This is a genomic window from Streptomyces sp. AM6-12, assembly GCF_044327085.1.
Lineage (GTDB): Bacteria > Actinomycetota > Actinomycetes > Streptomycetales > Streptomycetaceae > Streptomyces.
In genome coordinates this window covers 6002327-6022360 of sequence record NZ_JBIQWN010000001.1, presented here as the reverse complement: position 1 = coordinate 6022360, position 20034 = coordinate 6002327, and the positions used below count along the sequence as shown (strand labels likewise).

19 protein-coding genes are annotated in these 20034 nt (G+C 71.1%); 3 read left to right on the top strand and 16 right to left on the bottom strand.

The genetic code is table 11. The annotated features are described in order from the left end of the window. Positions 1–91 precede the first annotated feature (91 nt). From ACE4Q9_RS27460 to pgsA, 14 genes are all read right to left on the bottom strand, one after another. Positions 92–631, bottom strand: coding sequence for an adenine phosphoribosyltransferase (locus ACE4Q9_RS27460; protein ID WP_397986897.1), 540 nt, complete (start codon positions 629–631; stop codon positions 92–94). Further along, positions 628–1725, bottom strand: a complete 1098-nt coding sequence (gene secF, locus ACE4Q9_RS27455; protein ID WP_397986896.1) for a protein translocase subunit SecF — start codon at positions 1723–1725, stop codon at positions 628–630. Before secF ends, ACE4Q9_RS27460 begins: the two co-directional genes overlap by 4 nt. Positions 1726–1728: 3 nt before the next feature. Then, entirely contained in the window at positions 1729–3510 is a 1782-nt protein-coding gene (gene secD / locus ACE4Q9_RS27450) for a protein translocase subunit SecD (protein ID WP_397986895.1), read from the bottom strand. Between the two features lie 145 nt (positions 3511–3655). Further along, positions 3656–4162: a preprotein translocase subunit YajC gene (yajC, locus tag ACE4Q9_RS27445; RefSeq protein WP_397986894.1), complete on the bottom strand. Its 507-nt coding sequence runs from the start codon at positions 4160–4162 to the stop codon at positions 3656–3658. A 192-nt stretch (positions 4163–4354) separates the two neighbouring features. Further along, complete coding sequence (gene ruvB / locus ACE4Q9_RS27440) at positions 4355–5425, bottom strand: Holliday junction branch migration DNA helicase RuvB (RefSeq protein ID WP_397986893.1); 1071 nt, start codon at positions 5423–5425, stop codon at positions 4355–4357. Positions 5426–5451: 26 nt separating this feature from the next. Next, positions 5452–6060, bottom strand: coding sequence for a Holliday junction branch migration protein RuvA (ruvA, locus tag ACE4Q9_RS27435; protein ID WP_397986892.1), 609 nt, complete (start codon positions 6058–6060; stop codon positions 5452–5454). A 110-nt stretch (positions 6061–6170) separates the two neighbouring features. Continuing rightward, positions 6171–6704: a crossover junction endodeoxyribonuclease RuvC gene (gene ruvC / locus ACE4Q9_RS27430; RefSeq protein WP_397986891.1), complete on the bottom strand. Its 534-nt coding sequence runs from the start codon at positions 6702–6704 to the stop codon at positions 6171–6173. Positions 6705–6821: 117 nt separating this feature from the next. Then, complete coding sequence (locus tag ACE4Q9_RS27425; protein WP_397986890.1) at positions 6822–7574, bottom strand: YebC/PmpR family DNA-binding transcriptional regulator; 753 nt, start codon at positions 7572–7574, stop codon at positions 6822–6824. Between the two features lie 48 nt (positions 7575–7622). Then, positions 7623–8228, bottom strand: coding sequence for a pyridoxal 5'-phosphate synthase glutaminase subunit PdxT (gene pdxT / locus ACE4Q9_RS27420; protein WP_397986889.1), 606 nt, complete (start codon positions 8226–8228; stop codon positions 7623–7625). Positions 8229–8255: 27 nt separating this feature from the next. Continuing rightward, positions 8256–9161 carry a pyridoxal 5'-phosphate synthase lyase subunit PdxS gene (pdxS, locus tag ACE4Q9_RS27415; RefSeq protein WP_037651067.1) on the bottom strand — a complete coding sequence of 302 codons (906 nt, stop codon included), beginning with the start codon at positions 9159–9161 and terminating at the stop codon, positions 8256–8258. A gap of 127 nt (positions 9162–9288) precedes the next feature. Beyond that, positions 9289–9831, bottom strand: coding sequence for a membrane protein (locus ACE4Q9_RS27410; protein WP_037651069.1), 543 nt, complete (start codon positions 9829–9831; stop codon positions 9289–9291). 276 nt (positions 9832–10107) lie between these two features. Beyond that, entirely contained in the window at positions 10108–11271 is a 1164-nt protein-coding gene (locus tag ACE4Q9_RS27405; protein WP_397986888.1) for a glycosyltransferase family 4 protein, read from the bottom strand. Then, the gene (locus ACE4Q9_RS27400) at positions 11268–12176 is read right to left on the bottom strand and encodes a phosphatidylinositol mannoside acyltransferase (protein ID WP_397986887.1); all 909 of its coding nucleotides are present in this window, start codon (positions 12174–12176) and stop codon (positions 11268–11270) included. The genes ACE4Q9_RS27405 and ACE4Q9_RS27400 overlap by 4 nt, the downstream gene beginning before the upstream one ends. Then, positions 12173–12892, bottom strand: coding sequence for a phosphatidylinositol phosphate synthase (gene pgsA / locus ACE4Q9_RS27395; RefSeq protein WP_397986886.1), 720 nt, complete (start codon positions 12890–12892; stop codon positions 12173–12175). The genes ACE4Q9_RS27400 and pgsA overlap by 4 nt, the downstream gene beginning before the upstream one ends. On the opposite strand from pgsA, the gene ACE4Q9_RS27390 reads away from it, so the two are divergent. The 3 genes from ACE4Q9_RS27390 to ACE4Q9_RS27380 all read left to right on the top strand — a co-directional run bounded on the left by ACE4Q9_RS27390 (position 12807) and on the right by ACE4Q9_RS27380 (position 17261). Continuing rightward, entirely contained in the window at positions 12807–13109 is a 303-nt protein-coding gene (locus ACE4Q9_RS27390) for a hypothetical protein (protein WP_397987358.1), read from the top strand. The genes pgsA and ACE4Q9_RS27390 overlap by 86 nt on opposite strands. Before the next feature lie 105 nt (positions 13110–13214). After that, entirely contained in the window at positions 13215–15413 is a 2199-nt protein-coding gene (locus ACE4Q9_RS27385) for an elongation factor G-like protein EF-G2 (RefSeq protein WP_397986885.1), read from the top strand. Positions 15414–15614: 201 nt separating this feature from the next. Further along, the gene (locus ACE4Q9_RS27380; RefSeq protein ID WP_397986884.1) at positions 15615–17261 is read left to right on the top strand and encodes a hypothetical protein; all 1647 of its coding nucleotides are present in this window, start codon (positions 15615–15617) and stop codon (positions 17259–17261) included. A 70-nt stretch (positions 17262–17331) separates the two neighbouring features. On the opposite strand, the gene ACE4Q9_RS27375 is transcribed toward ACE4Q9_RS27380, so the two are convergent. Both ACE4Q9_RS27375 and thrS read right to left on the bottom strand, forming a co-directional pair. Continuing rightward, positions 17332–17889: an HIT family protein gene (locus ACE4Q9_RS27375; RefSeq protein WP_397986883.1), complete on the bottom strand. Its 558-nt coding sequence runs from the start codon at positions 17887–17889 to the stop codon at positions 17332–17334. A 72-nt stretch (positions 17890–17961) separates the two neighbouring features. Next, positions 17962–19938 carry a threonine--tRNA ligase gene (gene thrS, locus ACE4Q9_RS27370; RefSeq protein ID WP_397986882.1) on the bottom strand — a complete coding sequence of 659 codons (1977 nt, stop codon included), beginning with the start codon at positions 19936–19938 and terminating at the stop codon, positions 17962–17964. Positions 19939–20034 lie beyond the last annotated feature (96 nt).

Sequence of the window (20034 nt, the reverse complement as noted above, 5' to 3'; positions counted from 1 at the left end):
TTCCGGGAGGTGGCCGGGCGGTGATGTCCGGCCGTACGGCCGCCTCGGCGGGGTGCCGGGGCGGCCGTACGGTGGGGCCGGTGGGGCTCGCTCAGACCTGGAGGAGGGCCTCCAGGGGGGCTCCGGCGAGGGTCGGCTCCAGGCGGGTGCGGGCGCCCAGGAAGCCCAGCTCCATCAGGACCGCGAGGCCCGCGACCTCGGCACCGGCGCGCTGGATGAGGTGGATCGCCGCCTCGGCGGTGCCACCGGTGGCCAGCACGTCGTCCACGATCAGGACGCGGTCGCCACTGGCGAGGTCCTCGGCGTGCACCTCGATCTCGGCCGAGCCGTACTCCAGGTCGTAGGCCTGGCGCAGGGTGGCGCCGGGCAGCTTGCCGGCCTTGCGGACCGGGATGAAGCCCAGGCCCGCGCGGACGGCGACCGGGGCGCCGAGGATGAAGCCGCGGGCCTCCAAGCCGACGATCTTCGTGGCGCCGGTGCTCGTGGCGATGCCGGCGAGCGCGTCGGTGAGGGCGGTGAACGCAGAGGGATCCGCGAGCAGCGGGGTGATGTCCTTGAACATCACGCCCGGCTCCGGGTAGTCCGCGACATCGCGGATGCGGCTGAGCAGCAGCTCCTGAATGTCGGTCATCGGCGCTTGCCCGCCTGCCGGCCGCGGCCCCGGCCGCGGGAGGAGGGCTGGTTGCGCGGGCCGACCACGGCGGGCGCGGCGTCCTCGGCGTCGCCGCCCGCGGTGGCGGGACCGGCCTCCGAAGCGGCCTGGGCACGCTTGGCCATGATCCGCTTGGTGAGCGCCTTCATCGCGGGCTCGCGCTCCTTGAGGTCGGCGACGAGCGGGGTGGCGATGAAGATCGAGGAGTACGCACCGGCCGCGAGGCCGACGAACAGCGACAGCGAGATGTCGTTGAGGTCACCGGCGCCGAGGAAGCCGCCGCCGATGAACAGCAGGCCGGCGACCGGCAGCAGGGCGACGACCGTGGTGTTGATGGAGCGGACCAGGGTGCCGTTGATCGACCGGTTGGCGATCTCGCTGTAGGTGAAGCGGGTCTGCTTGGTGATGTCCTTCGTCTGCTCCTTGAGGCTGTCGAAGACGACGACCGTGTCGTAGAGCGAGTAACCGAGGATGGTGAGCAGACCGATGATGGTGCCGGGCGAGACCTCGAAGCCGACCAGGGCGTAGATACCGGTCGTGATGGTGATGTCGTGGATCAGGGCGACCAGGGCCGCGACGGCCATGCGCCATTCGAAGGCGATGGCCAGGTAGATCACGACGAGCACCATGAAGATCGCCAGGCCCTCCCAGGCCTTGTCGGCGATCTCCTGGCCCCAGCTCGGGCCGACCAGGTCGGCGGCGAGCTTCTCGGGGTCGAGCTTCAGGTCCTTGGCCAGGCTCTGCTTGACCTGGTCGGACTTCGCGGTGTCCAGGCCGGCGACCTGGATGCGCAGGCTGCCGTTGCCGAGCTTCTGCACGACGGCCTCGTGGCCCGAGGCGTCCTTGGCGTACGTCTCCGCCTGGGCGACCGAGACGTTCATGCTGGTCGGCGTGGTGAAGACGGCACCGCCCTGGAAGTCGATGCTCATGTTCAGGCCGCGCACCGCCAGGCCGAGGATGGCCGTGATGGTGATCAGGATGGAGACGCCGTACCAGATCTTGCGCTTGCCGATGAAGTCGTAGCTGATCTCGCCGCGGTGCAGCCGGGCGCCGATGTTGCCGAGTTTCGACATCGCTCACGCCTCCTTCGGGTCGACAGGGCCGGCCGGACCGGCGGGACGGCGGGTGCGGCGCAGCGGCGGATTGACGCCGAGACTCTTCGGGTCGAGTCCGGACCACTTGTTGCCGCCCGCGAAGAACTTGCGGCGGGCGAGCAGCGTCATCAGCGGCTTGGTGAACAGGAAGACCACGACCACGTCGAGCAGGGTGGTCAGGCCCAGCGTGAACGCGAAGCCCTGGACCTTGCCGACGGTCACGATGAACAGGACGGCGGCGGCGAGGAAGGACACGAAGTCGGAGACCAGGACGGTGCGCCGGGCGCGCGGCCAGGCGCGCTCGACGGCGGGGCGCAGCGAGCGGCCCTCGCGGATCTCGTCCCGGATGCGTTCGAAGTAGACGATGAACGAGTCGGCTGTGATGCCGATGGCGACGATGGCACCGCAGACGGCCGGCAGGTTCAGCGCGAAGTGGATGGTCGGGCCCAGCAGCGACATGATCACGTAGGTGAGGATCGCGGAGACCATCAGGGACGCCACGGCGATGAGCGACAGCCCGCGGTAGTAGAACACCAGGTAGATGATCACGAGGGCGAGGCCGATCGCGCCGGCGAGCAGACCGGCGTGCAGCTGCTGGCCGCCGAGCGCGGCGGTCACCGTGGTGACGCTCGACTCCTTGAAGGACAGCGGGAGCGCGCCGTACGACAGCATGTTGGCGAGGCTCTGGGCGTCCTGCTGGTTGAAGCTGCCCGAGATCTCGGCCTGGCCGCCGGTGATGGCGGTCTGGACGTACGGGTGGGAGACGACCTGGTCGTCGAGGACGATCGCGAACTCGTTCTGCGGGGTGGTCTTCTGCGTCAGCTGGCCGGTGATGTCGGCGAACTTCTTGGCGCCCTTGGAGTCGAAGGTCATCTGGACCTGCCAACCGCTCGCGCCCTGGGTGTCGAAGACGGCCTGCGCCTTCTTCACCTCCTGGCCGTCGACGGCGACGGGGCCGAGCAGGAACTTGCTCCAGATCTTGCCGTCCTTGCCGCAGGCGACGGTCGACTCACCGGGCTTGGCGCCCTGCCCCGCGCTGTTCTGCGCGGAGGGCTTGGTGCAGTCGAGGGCCGCGTAGCGCGCCTGGAGGTCGGAGGAGCCCTTGTTCCCGGAGGGGGACGGCGAGGGCGAGGTGCTGGCGCCGGGGGTCGTGGAGCCGGTCGCGGACGGCGACGGGGACGTCTTCTTCAGCGCGTCGGTGACGGCGCGGCCCTGAGTGGTCGCGGACGACGAGGGGCTGCTCGACCCGGTGGCCTTCTGCGAGCCCTTGGACGCGCTCGGCGAGGGGCTGGTGGAGGCGCCCGGAGACGGGGTGCCGCCCTTGGTGGCGCTCGGGCTGGGCTGCCCGGTGGCGCCCTGGGCCTCACGCTGAAGGACGGGGCGGAAGTACAGCTTGGCGGTGGTGCCGACCTGCTGCTGCGCCTCCTTGGAGTTCGTGCCCCGCGGAATGTTGACGATGATGTTGCGATCGCCCTGGGTCTGGACTTCCGCCTCCGACACGCCAAGACCGTTGACACGGCGGTTCATGATGTCGACCGCGGTGTCCATGTTGGTCTTGTTGATCGCGTTGGGCTGGCCCGGCTGGTTGACCGCCGTCAGCGTGATGCTGGTGCCGCCGGCAAGGTCGATACCGAGACGGGGGGTGGTGTGCCCTGAGGCGAACATTCCGCCGGTGAGCGCCACGATGGCGATCAGGATCAGGGCCAGTGAGCGCCCTGGTTTGCCCTGGGCGCTCGAGCTCCGGCCCTTCTTAGGTGCTGCCACCTTCTCGTACTCCCTCTCGGGCCGCCCCGCGCCCGGTCGGCGCTCGGCGGCCATGACATGGTGTCGGGCTCCCCGTGCGGGAAACAGACGCGCCCGGTGGTGCGCGGGGCGTGATTATGCCGTCTCGCGCACCACCGGGGCGTGACTACTTCGCGTCGGAGTCGCCGTCGGTCTTCTTCGGCTGGTCCTCCGTCGTCGCCTCGGCGGCCCCGGACTCGCCGGCGGTGTCCTCGTCGGCGTCCTTCTTACCGAGGTCGATCTTGTCGTCGGAGGCGGCGGCAGCGGCGGCAGATCCGTCGGTCTCGTCGGTCTCGGTGAGGGAGGAGGCGTCGTCCGGGACGATGTCGGCGTCGGACTTCAGGTCGTGCTCGATGCCGTGCACGATGCGGTTGTACTCGTCGTCGGTGAGGACGGCGCCGATCGCGTTCTTCGCGAAGAGGAGCTCCACGCCGGGGGCGGCGTCGAGGAGGACGGTGTCCTCGTTGATCTCCTTGACCGTCGCGTACATTCCCCCGATCGTGCGGACACCGGATCCGGGCTGCATCTCATTGCGCATCTGCGCGGCCTGCTGCTGCTTCTTCTTGGCAGAGCGCGTCATCAGGAACATGGCCGCGATGAGCACGATGAACGGGAGGAGGGTATACGGGTTCACGGGACGGGATTTCCTTCGCGCGACCGCGACGGAGAGCGGCCTTTTCGGGGATGGGGGTGTGTCGGCACCGCCCACAAGGGCGGCATCGGCGGAGTCTAAGCGAGTCCGCGCACATGGAACAACGCCCAGCATGGCACCTGGGTTCCGCACCGGGCCACTGCCGAAGCGGAGGGGCGCCCGGCGCCGGTGGTGTCACGTCCCGAACAGGTCCTGTTGTCCGTTTCCCGGCGCGGCGGAGCCGGGCGGCGTGAGACCGAGGTGTGTCCATGCGGCGGGCGTGGCGACGCGGCCGCGCGGGGTGCGGGCCAGCAGTCCCTCGCGGACCAGGAAGGGTTCCGCCACCTCCTCGACGGTCTCCCGCTCCTCCCCCACCGCGACGGCCAGGGTGGACAGGCCGACCGGGCCGCCGGCGAAAAGCTTCAGCAAAGCCTCCAGGACGGCGCGGTCCAGCCGGTCCAGGCCCCGCGCGTCGACCTCGTAGACGGCGAGGGCGGCCGCGGCGATCTCCCTGGTGATCACGCCGTCCGCCTTGACCTGCGCGTAGTCGCGGACGCGGCGCAGCAGGCGGTTGGCGATGCGGGGGGTGCCGCGGGAGCGGCCCGCGATCTCGGCGGCGCCCTCGGTGTCGATGCCCACGTCCAGGAGCTGCGCGGAGCGGTGTACGACGCGCTCCAGTTCACGCGGCTCGTAGAACTCCATGTGCGCGGTGAACCCGAAGCGGTCGCGCAGCGGGGGCGGCAGCAGACCGGCGCGGGTGGTGGCGCCGACCAGGGTGAACGGGGGCAGTTCGAGGGGGATGGCGGTGGCGCCGGGGCCCTTGCCGACGATGACGTCGACGCGGAAGTCCTCCATCGCCATGTAGAGCATCTCCTCGGCGGGCCGGGACATGCGGTGGATCTCGTCCAGGAAGAGGACCTCGCCCTCCTGGAGGGAGGAGAGGACCGCGGCGAGGTCGCCGGCGTGCTGGATGGCGGGGCCCGAGGTGATGCGGATGGGGGCGCCCATCTCGGCCGCGATGATCATCGACAGGGTGGTCTTGCCGAGGCCGGGCGCACCGGAGAGCAGTACGTGGTCGGCGGTGGCGCCGCGCGCGCGGGCCGCCCGCAGCACCAGGTCGAGCTGTTCGCGGACCTTCTCCTGCCCGATGAACTCGCCGAGGTCCTTGGGGCGCAGGGCGGCCTCGACGGCCTGGTCCTCGCGGTCGGCGACGGAGCCCACCAGCCGCTCGGCGTCGGGTGTGTCGGCCGTGTCGTCCCAGTTCATGTGGTGTGCCTCAACAGGGGTGGGGGTCAGCGGGCGCGGTTCAGGGTCTGGAGGGCGGCCTTCAGGAGCGGGCCGACCTGCGGGGTGCCGCCCGCCGCCTCGGCCTGCGGGGCCACGGCGGTCACGGCCTCGTCGGCCTCGCGGGTGGCGTAGCCGAGGCCGATGAGGGCCGCGTGCAGCTGATCGCGCCAGCCCTGGGTGACCGGGGTGCCGACGGCGGGGGCGGTGCCGGTGGGAGCGCCGAGGCGGTCCTTGAGTTCGAGGAGCAGCTTCTGGGCGCCCCTCTTGCCGATGCCGGGGACCGCGGTGAGCGCCTTCTCGTCCGCGCCGGCGACGGCGCGGCGCAGGGCATCCGGAGTGTGCACGGCGAGCATGGCCTGGGCGAGCCGGGGGCCGACCCCGCTGGCCGTCTGGAGCAGTTCGAAGACCTGGCGCGTGTCGTCGTCGGCGAAGCCGTACAGGGTCAGCGAGTCCTCGCGGACGACCAGCGAGGTGTGCAGCCGCGCGGGCTGTCCGACGCGGAGCGTGGCCAGGGTGTCCGGCGTGCACCGGACGGCCATGCCGACGCCGCCGACCTCCACCACCGCGGTGTCGGGGGTGAGCGCGGTGACCGTGCCGCTGACGGAGGCGATCATGCCGTACGGCCTTTCGTCGTGTGGGTGGGGTTGCTGGGCCAGGTTATGCGGTGGCACCGACAGCACCGCGCACGCCCCGATGATCAAGGACCGGCGGCCCTCTTCTCGTGTCACCGGCCCTTCGGCGCGTGTGCGGTGTGCAGGGCGACGGCCTGCTGGAGCCGGTTCTGGGCGGGAGCGCGCCAGATGTGGCAGATGGCGAGGGCGAGGGCGTCGGCGGCGTCGGCGGGCTTGGGGGGCGCGGCGAGCCGGAGCAGCCGGGTGACCATGGCGCCGACCTGGGCCTTGTCGGCGCGGCCCGAGCCGGTGACGGCGGCCTTGACCTCGCTCGGGGTGTGCAGCGCGACGGGGATGCCGCGGCGGGCGGCGCACAGCATGGCGACGGCGCTGGCCTGGGCGGTGCCCATCACGGTGCGCACATTGTGCTGGCTGAAGACGCGCTCCACGGCGACGAACTCCGGCCGGTGTTCGTCCAGCCACTGCTCGATGCCCCGCTCGACGGCGAGCAGCCGGTGGCTGAGCTCGGCGTCCGCGGGGGTGCGGACGACACCGACGCCGATCATGGTGAGCGGGCGCCCCGCGACTCCCTCCACCACGCCGACCCCGCACCGGGTCAACCCCGGGTCCACCCCCAGTACCCGCACCGGGTCCCCCTCCCTGCGACTGCTCGATCACCTGTTTGTGCAGGCTATCGGGTGCCTCTGACAACGCGACGGGCCGACGGGGTGTGTCCCGTCGGCCCGTTCGCGATGCTCCGCGCGTTACGCGTCGACCTTCTCCATGACCTCGTCGCTCACGTCGAAGTTGGCGAAGACGTTCTGCACGTCGTCGCTGTCCTCCAGGGCGTCGATCAGCTTGAAGATCTTCTTGGCGCCCTCCTCGTCCAGCTCGACCTGCATGGTCGGGACGAAGTTGGCCTCGGCGGAGTCGTAGTCGATACCGGCCTCCTGGAGGGCGGTGCGGACCGCGACCAGGTCGGTGGCCTCGCTGAGCACCTCGAAGGACTCGCCGAGGTCGTTGACCTCCTCGGCGCCGGCGTCCAGGACGGCGGCGAGCACGTCGTCCTCGGTCAGCTCGCCCTTGGGGACGATGATGACGCCCTTGCGGTTGAAGAGGTACGACACCGAGCCGGGGTCGGCCATGTTGCCGCCGTTGCGGGTCATGGCGACGCGCACGTCGGAGGCGGCGCGGTTGCGGTTGTCGGTGAGGCACTCGATGAGGACCGCGACACCGTTCGGGCCGTAGCCCTCGTACATGATCGTCTCGTAGTCGGCGCCGCCGGCCTCGAGACCGCCACCGCGCTTGATCGCGGAGTCGATGTTCTTGTTCGGGACCGACTGCTTCTTGGCCTTCTGGACGGCGTCGTAGAGCGTCGGGTTACCGTCGAGGTCCACGCCGCCCATGCGCGCGGCAACCTCGATGTTCTTGATCAGCTTCGCGAAGAGCTTGCCGCGCTTGGCGTCGATCACGGCCTTCTTGTGCTTCGTCGTAGCCCATTTAGAGTGGCCGGACATCTGCCTGTCTCCTTCGCGTTACCCATCTATGAACGAACGCCTGAGATCCTACAAGGACTCCGCGGTGGCGTTGGCGCGCACCATGTCCACGAACAGGGCGTGCACACGGTGGTCGCCCGTCAGTTCCGGGTGGAAGGACGTGGCGAGCGCGTTGCCCTGGCGGACGGCGACGATGTGCCCGCCGTGCTCGGCGAGCACCTCGGCGCCCGCGCCCACGGACTCCACCCAGGGAGCGCGGATGAAGACGCCCTCCACGGGATCGCCCGCGACGCCGCGCACGTCGACCGCGGCCTCGAAGGACTCGTTCTGGCGTCCGAAGGCGTTACGGCGCACGATCATGTCGATGCCGCCGATGGTCTCCTGGCCCGAGCGCGGGTCGAGGATCTTGTCGGCCAGCATGATCATGCCCGCGCAGGTGCCGTAGACGGGCATGCCGGCGCGCACCCGCGCGCGCAGCGGCTCCATCACGCCGAACAGCACGGCCAGCTTGGATATGGTGGTGGACTCGCCGCCGGGCAGGACGAGCGCGTCGACCTCGGCGAGTTCCTCGGGGCGCCGCACCGGCCTGGCCACGGCGTCCGCCGCGGCCAGGGCGATGAGGTGCTCCCGTACGTCGCCCTGGAGTGCCAGGACACCGATGACAGGAGTGTTCATGGGATTCGGATACCTGTGGTCCGGTGCTTACCAGCCGCGGTTCGCGTAGCGCTCGGTCTCGGGGAGGGTGTCGCAGTTGATGCCGACCATGGCCTCGCCGAGGTTGCGCGACGCGTCCGCGATGATCTTCGGGTCGTCGTAGAAGGTGGTGGCCTTCACGATGGCGGCGGCGCGCTTGGCCGGGTCGCCGGACTTGAAGATGCCGGAGCCGACGAACACGCCCTCGGCGCCGAGCTGGCGCATCAGGGCCGCGTCGGCCGGGGTGGCCACGCCGCCGGCGGAGAACAGCACCACGGGGAGCTTGCCCAGCTCGGCGACCTCCTTGACCAGCTCGTAGGGGGCGCGCAGCTCCTTGGCGGCGGCGTACAGCTCGTTGTTGTCGCAGCCGCGCAGCTTGGCGATCTCGCCCTTGATCTGGCGCAGGTGGCGGACGGCCTCCACGACGTTGCCGGTGCCGGCCTCGCCCTTGGAGCGGATCATCGCGGCACCCTCGGCGATGCGGCGCAGGGCCTCGCCCAGGTTGGTGGCGCCGCACACGAACGGGGTGGTGAACGCCCACTTGTCGGAGTGGTTGACCTCGTCGGCCGGGGTGAGGACCTCGGACTCGTCGATGTAGTCGACGCCGAGGGACTGGAGGACCTGGGCCTCGACGAAGTGGCCGATGCGGGACTTGGCCATGACCGGGATGGAGACGGCGTCGATGATGCCCTCGATCATGTCCGGGTCGGACATCCGGGCCACGCCGCCGTCCTTGCGGATGTCAGCCGGGACCCGCTCCAGGGCCATGACGGCGACGGCGCCCGCGTCCTCGGCGATCTTCGCCTGCTCCGGGGTGACGACGTCCATGATGACGCCGCCCTTGAGCTGCTCGGCCATGCCGCGCTTCACGCGGGCGGTACCGGTCTCGGGAGCCTGGTTCTCGGTGGTGGACACGGGTGACCTCACTGAAGTGAAAGAGGGTTCTCTGCTGCACCGAGGAAACGCGAGCGGACCAGGCCACAGCAAGGGCCAATGGAAAGCCGGTGGCTCGTTTTCGCTGGGAATGCCAGGTGAGTGGCGGTCAGGCGACCCGTTCCACCAGGGCGGCGGGCGGCTCGTCGTCCATCTCGAAGGCCAGTGGGAAGGGGGCGTGGCCGGCCAGCCGGAACCAGCGGACCTTGCGGTGCTCGCGCAGCCGGCGGGCGGCGCCCACGGCGTCGTTGTGGAAGCGGCGGGCCATCGGGACCCGGCGCACGGCCTCGGCCAGCTCATGGGCGGCGTCCTCGCCGCCGGGCGCCTCGCGCAGGGCCTCCACCTGGGCGGGTTCCGCGAACACCGCGCGCAGCGCCTGGCTCAGCTCGCTCTCGGCCACCTCCCGCTGCTCCTCCTCGGCCTGCCGGGCGGCGTGCGCGGCCTCGTACAGCACGATCGAGGCGGCCGGGTCGAGCACGCCGGAGGTGGCGAGTTCCTGGGCGACGGAGGCGCGGCGCAGCAACTGGGCGTCGAGCGCTGCGCGGGCCGCGTCCATCCGTACGTGCAGCCGGTCCAGGCGGCCTGCGGTCCAGCTCAGGTAGACGCCGATCGCGAGGAGGGCGACGAGGATCCAGATGAGGGTTGCGGTCACGCGGGAAGGCTATCGGCAGCCCGTCGGCCCACCGGACGCGCGCCTGGACGGCACCTGTTTCACCCGCGCACGGGGTTTCGGCCCCGGACGAGTTCGAAGTGCCGCCCAGGGATGAAGGTTCGCCTCGTGGCGTCAGACCTGCCCAGAGGTCGCGGTCTCGCCCAGGGCGCCCAGGGGGCGCCAGCCCCGCCCAGGGGGTGCTGGCCTCGGCCAGGAGCCTCGGTCCCGCGCGGAGGTTTCGGCCCCGGACGAGAGCTGAGCCGGCGCCTAGGAGCCTCAGTCCCGTGCCAGTCCGAATCGCGCCCGCAGTCCCGTCGACCGTTCGTCCGCCGCGACCGCCGTGGTGCCGTCCGTGACCGTCTCGTAGACGGAGAGGATGTCCGCGCCGACCGTGGACCAGTCGAAGCGCCGCACGTGGGCGCTGCCGCGGGCGCGCAGCGCGGCCCGGCGCTGCGGGTCGGCGAGCAGCCGTACGGCGGCGTCGGCGAGCGCGTCGGCGTCCTCGTTGGCGAAGATCTCGCCCGCCCGGCCCTCGTCGAGGACCTGCACGAAGGCGTCGAGGTCGGAGGCGAGCACAGGGGCGCCCGCCGACATGGCCTCGACCAAGATGATGCCGAAGCTCTCGCCGCCGGTGTTGGGCGCCACGTACACGTCCACGCTGCGCAGCAGGCGGGCCTTGTCCTCGTCGCTGACCATGCCGAGGAACTCCACCCGCGAGCGCAGTGGCGCGGGCAGGTTCTCGACGGCCGCCTCCTCGTCGCCGCGGCCCGCGACCAGCAGCCGTGCGCCGGGCCGCGCGGCCAGGATCTTCGGCAGGGCCCGCATCAGCACGGGCAGGCCCTTGCGGGGCTCGTCGATACGGCCGATGAAGCCGATCGTCTCCCCCTGCCACTCGGGTTTCAGCTCGGCCCTGGCGAAGAAGTCGACGTCGACCCCGTTCGGGATGACCACCGCGTCCCCGCCCAGGTGCTCCACCAGCGTGCGCCGGGCGTACTCGCTCACCGCGATCCGGGCGCTGATCTTCTCCAGGGCGGCCTGGAGGATCGAGTACGCGGCGATCATCGCCCGCGAGCGCGGGTTGGAGGTGTGGAAGGTGGCCACGATCGGGCCCTGCGCCGCCCAGCAGGTGAGCAGGCCCAGCGAGGGCGAGGTCGGCTCGTGGATGTGCACCACGTCGAAGGCGCCGTCGTGCAGCCAGCGCCGCACCCGCGCGGCCGACAGGAAGCCGAAGTTCAGCCGGGCCACCGAGCCGTTGTACGGCACCGGGACCGCGCGGCCCGCCGAGACGACGTACGGCGGCAGCGGGGTGTCGTCGTCGGCCGGGGCCAGCACCGAGACCTCGTGGCCGAGGCGGATGAAGTACTCGGCGAGGTCGCGGATGTGGAACTGGACGCCACCGGGCACGTCCCAGGAGTACGGGCAGACGATCCCGATTCTCACGCGGGTCCCTTCGCGGGGTCGAGGTCGGCGAGCCACAGCCGCTGGAGCATGTGCCAGTCCTCCGGGTGCTCGGCGATCCCGGTGGCGAAGGCGTCGGCCAGGGCCTGGGTCATGACGGACGTCTTCTCGGCACGGGTGCCCGACGCGGGCACTTCGAGCGGGGCATGGACCCGGCCCCGCATGACCGGCGAGTCGTCGTACCAGAGGGTGACCGGCAGCAGCAGGGCGCCGGTGTGCTGGGCGAGCAGGGCGGGGCCGGCGGGCATCCGGGCCTTCTCGCCGAAGAAGTCGACCTCGACGCCGGAGGCGGAGAGGTCCCGGTCCGCGACCAGGCAGACCAGACCGCCGTCGCGCAGCCTGCGGGCCAGGGTGCCGAAGGCGGAGCCCCCGCTGTGCGGCAGCACCTCCATGCCGAGGCCCTCCCGGTAGGCGACGAAGCGGTCGTAGAGCGTCTCGGGCTTGAGGCGTTCGGCGACGGTGGTGAACGGGGTGCCCAGCGCCGTGGTCACCCAGGCGCCGGCCAGGTCCCAGTTGGCCAGGTGCGGCAGGGCGAGGATCACGCCCTTGCCGGCGTCGAGGCCCTCGGTCAGGTGATGGACGTCCTTGGGGTCGAAGCCCGCCTTGATCCGCTCCGGGCTCCACGCGGGCAGCCGGAAGGACTCCATCCAGTAGCGCAGGTAGGAGCGCATGCCCTGGCGGGAGAGTTCCGCGAGCCGCTCGGGGGTGGCGCCGGGCACCACCCGCGCGTAGTTCGCCTCCAGGCGCAGCACGCCCTTGCCGCGCTTCTTCCAGGCGACGTCGGCGATGGAGCGTCCGAGGCGGGCGGCGACGGGCTCCGGGAGCTTCTTGACGGTGCTCCAGCCCGCGCCGTACAGCCCGTCGCTGAGCCGGTCGGCGAGGCTCACTGCGCCGCTCCGCTCGCGTCCTGCCGCGCGGCCGCCTCGGCCTCCGCGGACTCCCGGCGCACGGTGACGACCCGCTGGACCAGGGTGACCAGGCTGCCCGCGGCCACGATCCACAGGGCGATGGGCAGCAGCCACTGGATGCCCGGCACCCCGAATTTGTGCAGGCCCGCGAAACCGGCCGCGACCAGCGAGATCACCAGCCGCTCGGCGCGCTCGACCAGCCCGTTGACGGCGACCGGGAGCCCGATCGACTCGCCGCGCGCCTTGGTGTACGACACCACCTGGCCGCTGGCCAGGCAGAAGATGGATACCGCGCACATCATGTTGTCGTCGCCCCGCCCCGCGTACCAGAGCGCGAAGCCGCCGAAGATCGCGCCGTCCGCGACCCGGTCCAGGGTGGAGTCCAGGAAGGCACCCCAGCGGCTGGAGCGGCCCAGCTGGCGGGCCATGTTGCCGTCGACCAGGTCGGAGAAGACGAACAGGGTGATCACGACCGTGCCCCAGAAGAACTCGCCCCGGGGATAGAAGACCAGCGCGCCCGCCACCACGCCCGCCGTGCCGAGCAGCGTGACCGTGTCGGGGCTCACCCCCCGCCGGATGAGAAACGCGGCGAACGGTGTGAGGACACGCGTGAAGAATGCACGCGCGTACTTGTTCAGCATGGCCTTCCCGACGGTCGGTGTCGCCGCGGCCCTGATGGCCGTCGGCTGGCCCATCGTAGCCACGCGCGCGCACGCGTGGCGGGCGGGCACCCGCGGCCCGTGCGCCGAGGTGGTGCGCCGGGCTCGCGCACAGCGCCCCGCGAGCGGCCCGTACGACCCCGCGCGGGGCGCCGGGCTGGAGAACCGGGCGGCCCCGCACGGAGAACGGGCGGCGGCCACCGCGGGACCTCGCGGGCGGCGGGATCGGGGCCGTCGTATGGACGCCACGTGACGGGAGTGGAAAGCTCGAATAACCGCGGGCGTCGCCGAAGCCGCCGCAGCACGCGGTTCGCGTGTCCGCGCCCCGATGACCTCACCGTGCACGGGAGGCAGGATCATGGGCGACAAGACTCAGACACACCCCGGAGCCGCCGGCAGGGCTCTGACGGCCGACCAACCCGCGTCCATACGGAACGTGGTGCTGGTCGGCCCCTCCGGATCGGGCAAGACGACCCTGGTGGAGGCCCTCGCGCTGACCGCCGGGGCGGTGAACCGGGCGGGCCGCGTGGAGGACGGCGGCTCCCTCTCCGACTACGACGAGATCGAGCACCGCCAGCAGCGCTCCGTCCAGCTGTCCCTGGTGCCGGTCGCCTGGGACGGCATCAAGATCAACATTTTGGACACCCCCGGCTACGCCGACTTCGTCGGGGAGCTGCGGGCCGGTCTGCGCGCCGCGGACGCGGCCCTCTTCGTCGTCTCGGCCGCGGACGGCGTGGACGGCTCCACCCGCATGGTGTGGGAGGAGTGCGCGGCCGTCGGGATGCCCCGCGCGATCGTGATCACCCACCTGGAGGCGGCCCGCGCCGACTTCGAGGAGACGACCCGGATCTGCGCCGAGGCCTTCGGCGGCGACGACCCCGACGCCGTACTCCCCCTCTACCTGCCGCTGCGCGGACCCGAGGGACCCGACGGGCACGCGCCCGTCACCGGCCTGGTGGGACTGCTCACCCGCAAGCTGTTCGACTACTCGACCGGCGAACGCAAGGAGTCCGAACCCGGCCCCGATCAGCTGCCCGACCTGGACGAGGCCCGCGACCGGCTCATCGAGGGGATCATCGCCGAGAGCGAGGACGAGACCCTCATGGACCGCTACCTCGGCGGCGAACAGGTCGAGCTGAAGACCCTCGTCCAGGACCTCGAACGGGCCGTGGCCCGCGGCAGCTTCTTCCCGGTGCTGGCCGCCGCCCCCGCCGCCGACGGCGCCCGCCAGGGCCTCGGCACCGTGGAACTGCTCGACCTGGTCACCGGCGGGTTCCCGACCCCCTTCGAACACCCCGTGCCCGGCGTGACCACCATCGACGGCAAGCCCCGCGAGCTCAAACCGTGCGACACCGGGGGACCGCTGGCCGCAGAGGTCGTCAAGACCGCCTCGGACCCCTACGTCGGCCGCCTCTCCCTGGTCCGCGTCTTCTCCGGCACCCTGCGCCCCGACCAGCCGGTGCACGTCTCCGGACACGGCCTGACCGACCGGGGCCACGAGGACCACGACGTCGACGAGAAGGTCGGCCCCCTGTCCATGCCCTTCGGCAAACAGCAGCGACCGGTCACCCAGGCCGTCGCCGGCGACCTGGTGTGCGTCGCCAAACTCGCCCGCGCCGAGACCGGGGACACCCTCTCCGCCAAGGACGACCCGCTGCTGATGGAACCCTGGCGGATGCCGGACCCGCTGCTCCCCGTCGCCATCCAGGCGCACAGCAAGGCCGACGAGGACAAACTCTCGCAAGGGCTGTCCCGGCTGGTCGCCGAGGACCCGACGATGCGCCTGGAGCAGAACCAGGACACCCACCAGGTGGTGCTGTGGTGCCTCGGCGAGGCGCACGCGGACGTCGCGCTGGAACGGCTGCGCAGCCGCTACGGCGTCCAGGTCGACGTCGTACCGCACAAGGTCTCCCTGCGCGAGACGTTCGCCGGCAAGGCCACCGGGCGCGGCCGGCACGTCAAGCAGTCCGGCGGCCACGGCCAGTACGCCATCTGCGAGATCGAGGTCGAACCGCTGCCCGGCGGCTCCGGCATCGAGTTCGTGGACAAGGTGGTCGGCGGGGCGGTGCCGCGCCAGTTCATCCCCTCCGTGGAGAAGGGGATCCGCGCCCAGGCCGCCAAGGGCGTCGCCGCCGGACATCCCCTCGTGGACGTACGGGTCACCCTGGTCGACGGCAAGGCGCACTCGGTGGACTCCTCCGACGCCGCCTTCCAGACCGCGGGCGCGCTCGCCCTGCGCGAGGCCGCCGCCGACGCGAAGATCCATCTCCTGGAGCCCGTCGCCGAGGTCGGCGTCCTGGTCCCCGACGACTACGTGGGCGCCGTGATGAGCGACCTCTCGGGCCGCCGCGGCCGGCTGCTCGGCACCGAACAGGTGGGCGCCGGCCGCACCCTGATCCGGGCCGAGGTCCCCGAGTTCGAGATCGGCCGCTACGCCGTCGACCTGCGCTCGCTCTCCCACGGCACGGCCCGCTTCGACCGGGCGTACGCACGGCACGAGCCGATGCCCGCGCAGATCGCCGAACGCATCCGCGAACAGGGCGGGGACGAGGGGTAGTTCGGCGGGTGGTTCACCGGTTCGGGGCGGACGGCTTCCGCCGTCCGCCCCCCGACTGTCGGTACCGGCGGATACCCTGATCACCCAGGGCACGTCCCGCGCCGGCCGTCCGGTTCCGGTACGACGACGGGCCCAAAAGGTGTGCGGGGCAGGGAAGTCGGGAAGGCCGCAGAAGCGACACCGGCGGCGATGGGGGCGGGAATGTCGTTTGGAACGGAGTGGGACGGGCCCCAGGTGCCCGTCTCCGGCGACGGCCAGCAGGCGGCGACGGCCGCGCTGGCCTCCGCGGCCTACCGGGACGGCCCGGTCGACAAGATCAAGGACGCCGACAACGAATGGCACCAGTCCACCGTCAAGGGCGGCAGGGTCCGGCTGTTCAGGCCCAATCTCGGTGAGGCGTTCTCCCGCGCCGTCGTGGACCGCATGCTCGGACCCGGCCGCAAGCCGCTCATCCAGTCCTTCGGCTCCGAACCCCAGTTCGTGGTCGAGCACTGCCTGGCGGCCAACAACATCCGCCGCGAGCGCGACAACCGGCTGACCCTCGTGACGGTCCTGTGCGGCCTGATCTTCCTGCCGGGCCTGATCGGCTGGCTGCTCGTCTTCCAGCTGCGCGCCTTCGTCGCCAGACGGGACGACAAACGGGCCGGCACCCTCGCCACCACCCTGCTCCTCGGCGTGGGCCTGCTGGCCGCGCTGTTCCTGTGGAAGATGCCGTTCGGCGGCTTCTGGGGATGGTACGCACGGGCGGCCGTGGTGCTGCCCGTCATCGGCTGGTACCTGGCCAAGCGGATCTGCGAGCGCACCGCCCAGGATCTGCGCGCCCGCTGGGACGGCCTGCTGTCGGGCAGCAGCGTCGGCATCAAGGTGCCCGAGGCGGTGCCGCGCGGCCCGAACCAGAGCGCCGCCGACGCGCTGCGCGAGTCGCTGGCCCGGCTCAGCGCCGAACAGCAGTCCAACTCGGTCTTCTACGCGGGCCCCAAGGGCATACTCGGCATGGGCACCCGCTGGGGCTCCTGGCAGCTCGCCGAGGAACTGGTCTCCGCCGACCCCGGCCGCGAGATCCACCCGTTCCGCAGCTGGGACGTCATCCGCGCGATCCACGACCAGCTGGCCCTGCTGGAGCGCGGCCCGCTGAACACCGGGGGCTTCCCCAAGCCGTCCGTCAAGCACTGGATCGTCACCCCGATCCCCGAGGGCGCGGCGGCCGTCTCCCGCCCCGAGGGCACCGACGTGGAGGCCTTCCAGGTCAAGCCGCACGCCATACAGGAGATCTGCAACAAGCAGCAGTTCGGCAAGGGCGACCGGCACTACCTGGGCGTGCAGTGGACGCTGTGGGACGGCCAGCTGGTGATCACCATGATGATCACGGTCACCGTGCTGCACGAAACGCTGCGCATCGAGGTCACCGGCCATGCGCTCGGCCCGGTCAACGGGCTGTTCTGGAGCAAGCCGGAGGCGCCGTCCAAGGAGGTCGCCAAGACCTTCAAGCCCTGGGAGACCCGCAAGATCAACCTGCCCCTGATGACCACCGACGAGGTCGTACGGCTCGCCGTGCGCGCCCCGCTGGCCTGGTACCCGCCGCTGCTCAACTGGCTCGGCGGCTCCCTGGGCCTGCCCGAGCCGTTCGGACTGCGGCACGCCTGGGCGGACCAGCCGTGGAAGCACCGCTTCATGGCCGACGACGCGCTGCGCGCGGCCACCCCGGTGCTCAGGGTCGTGCACGCGGCCGCGATCAAGGTCCTCAGGGAACACGGCGTCGACACGGAGAAGTTCGGCAACCGCTCCTCGGTGCTCAGCGGACTGGTCCAGGACCCGTCCCCGCGCAAGGCGGACCTGTATGACGCGTGACGCGTCCGGAACCTGAAGAGGGCGCCCCCCCTGAGCAAGGGGGGCGCCCTCTTGTGCGCGGCGTACCGGTCTAGGCGGGCCAGGCGTCCGCCAGCATCTTGCGGGTGTCGGCGAGGAGCTGCGGGAGGACCTTGGTGTGGCCCACCACCGGCATGAAATTGGTGTCGCCACCCCAGCGGGGCACGACGTGCTGGTGCAGATGGGCGGCGATGCCGGCGCCCGCCACCGCGCCCTGGTTCATGCCGATGTTGAAGCCGTGCGCCCCGGAGGCGGTGCGCAGGGCGGTCATCGCCTGCTTGGTCAGCTCCGCCAGCTCGGCGGTCTCCGGACCGGTGAGGTCCGTGTAGTCGGCCACGTGGCGGTAGGGCACGACCATGAGGTGACCGCCGTTGTACGGGTACAGGTTGAGCACCGCGTACACCTGCTCGCCGCGCCTGACGATCAGGCCGTCCTCGTCGGGCTTGGCCGGAATCGAGCAGAAGGGACAGCCGTCTCCGGCATCCGGGCCGCTCGGCTTGTTCTCGCCCTGGATGTAGGCCATCCGATGAGGCGTCCACAGGCGCTGGAACGCGTCCTGCGTCCCCACGCCGATCTGCTGCTCCGGCTCACTGGTCATGCCATGCAGCATATGGCGTAAGGCATCGGGACAGGCCAGGGCCCCCGGAGACGCACGTCCGCCGGGGGCCCTTCTCGGCCGGGGTCAGACCTGGGCGCGCTCCGCCACGATCTTGGCGATCTTGGCGATGGCCTCGTCGACCGGGATGCCGTTCTCCTGGGAACCGTCGCGGTAGCGGAAGGACACCGAGCCGTTCGACATGTCCTCGTCGCCCGCGATGACCATGAAGGGCACCTTCTGCTTCTGCGCGTTGCGGATCTTCTTCTGCATGCGGTCCGAGGAGGAGTCCACCTCGACGCGCAGGCCCTGCTTGCGGGCCGCCACGGCGAACTTCTCCAGGTACTCGACGTGGGCGTCACCGATCGGGATGCCGACCGCCTGCACCGGCGCCAGCCACGCCGGGAAGGCGCCCGCGTAGTGCTCCAGGAGGACCGCGAAGAAGCGCTCGATGGAGCCGAACAGCGCACGGTGGATCATGACCGGGCGCTGCTTGGAGCCGTCGGAGCCGGTGAACTCCAGGTTGAAGCGCTCGGGCAGGTTGAAGTCGAGCTGGATGGTCGACATCTGCCAGGTGCGGCCGATGGCGTCCTTGGCCTGCACGGAGATCTTCGGGCCGTAGAACGCGGCGCCGCCCGGATCGGGGACCAGGGGCAGGCCCTGCTTCTCGGCGACCTGCCGCAGGGTCTCGGTGGCCTCCTCCCACGCCTCGTCCGAACCGACGAACTTCGTCTCGTCCTTGGTGGACAGCTCCAGGTAGAAGTCGGTCAGGCCGTAGTCCCGCAGCAGGCCGAGGACGAAGGTGAGCGTCTTGTCCAGTTCCTCGGACATCTGCTCACGGGTGCAGTAGATGTGCGCGTCGTCCTGCGTGAAGCCGCGGGCGCGGGTGAGGCCGTGCACGACGCCCGACTTCTCGTACCGGTACACGGTCCCGAACTCGAAGAGGCGCAGCGGCAGCTCACGGTACGACCGGCCGCGCGCGTCGAAGATCAGGTTGTGCATCGGGCAGTTCATGGGCTTGAGGTAGTAGTCCACGCCCTCGTCGAGCTGCATGGGCGGGTACATGCCGTCGGCGTACCAGTCCAGGTGGCCCGAGGTCTCGAAGAGTTTCCCCTTCGTCGCGTGCGGGGTGTAGACGAACTCGTAGCCCTCTTCCTCGTGGCGGCGCCGCGAGTAGTCCTCCATGGTGCGGCGGATGATGCCGCCCTTGGGGTGGAAGACGGCGAGGCCGGAGCCGATCTGCTCGGGGATGGAGAAGAGGTCCAGCTCGGCGCCGAGCTTGCGGTGGTCGCGCTTCTCGGCCTCGGCGAGGAACTCCAGGTACGCCTTCAGCTCGTCCTTGGACGGCCAGGCGGTGCCGTAGATGCGCTGGAGCATGGGGTTCTTCTCGCTGCCGCGCCAGTAGGCGGCCGCGTTGCGCATCAGCTTGAACGCCGGGATGAGGCGGGTGGAGGGCAGGTGGGGACCGCGGCAGAGGTCCTTCCAGCACAGCTCGCCGGTCTTGGCGTCCAGGTTGTCGTAGATCGTCAGCTCGCCGGCGCCGACCTCGACGTCCGCGCCGTCGTCGTGCGACGCGGAGCCCTTGAGGCCGATCAGCTCCAGCTTGTACGGCTCGTCGGCCAGCTCCTCGCGGGCGGCCTCGTCGGTGACGACGCGGCGGGCGAACTTCTGCCCGCGCTTCTGGATCTCCTGCATCTTCTTCTCGATGGCCTTGAGATCCTCGGGCGTGAACGGCTTCTCGACGTCGAAGTCGTAGTAGAAACCGTCCTTGACCGGCGGGCCGATGCCCAGCTTGGCCTCGGGGAACAGCTCCTGCACGGCCTGCGCCATGACGTGCGCGGTGGAGTGGCGCAGGATGTTCAGGCCGTCCTCGGAGGTGATCTCGACGGCCTCGACCTCGTCGCCGTCGGACAGTTCGTACGCGAGGTCCTTCAGCTCGCCGCCCACGCGCGCGGCGATGATCGAGCGCTCGCCCGCGAAGAGGTCGGCGGCCGTAGTGCCCGTCGTCACCACGCGTTCTTCCCGCTCGGAATCGCGTTGGATGATCACACGGACGTCTGACACCGGTCTCTCCTGACTGAAGGTGGGTGCGGCGCCATACCAGGAGCGCGCGCACAGGCGATCGTACCGACCCGAGGGCACCGACCGCGAAACGGTCAC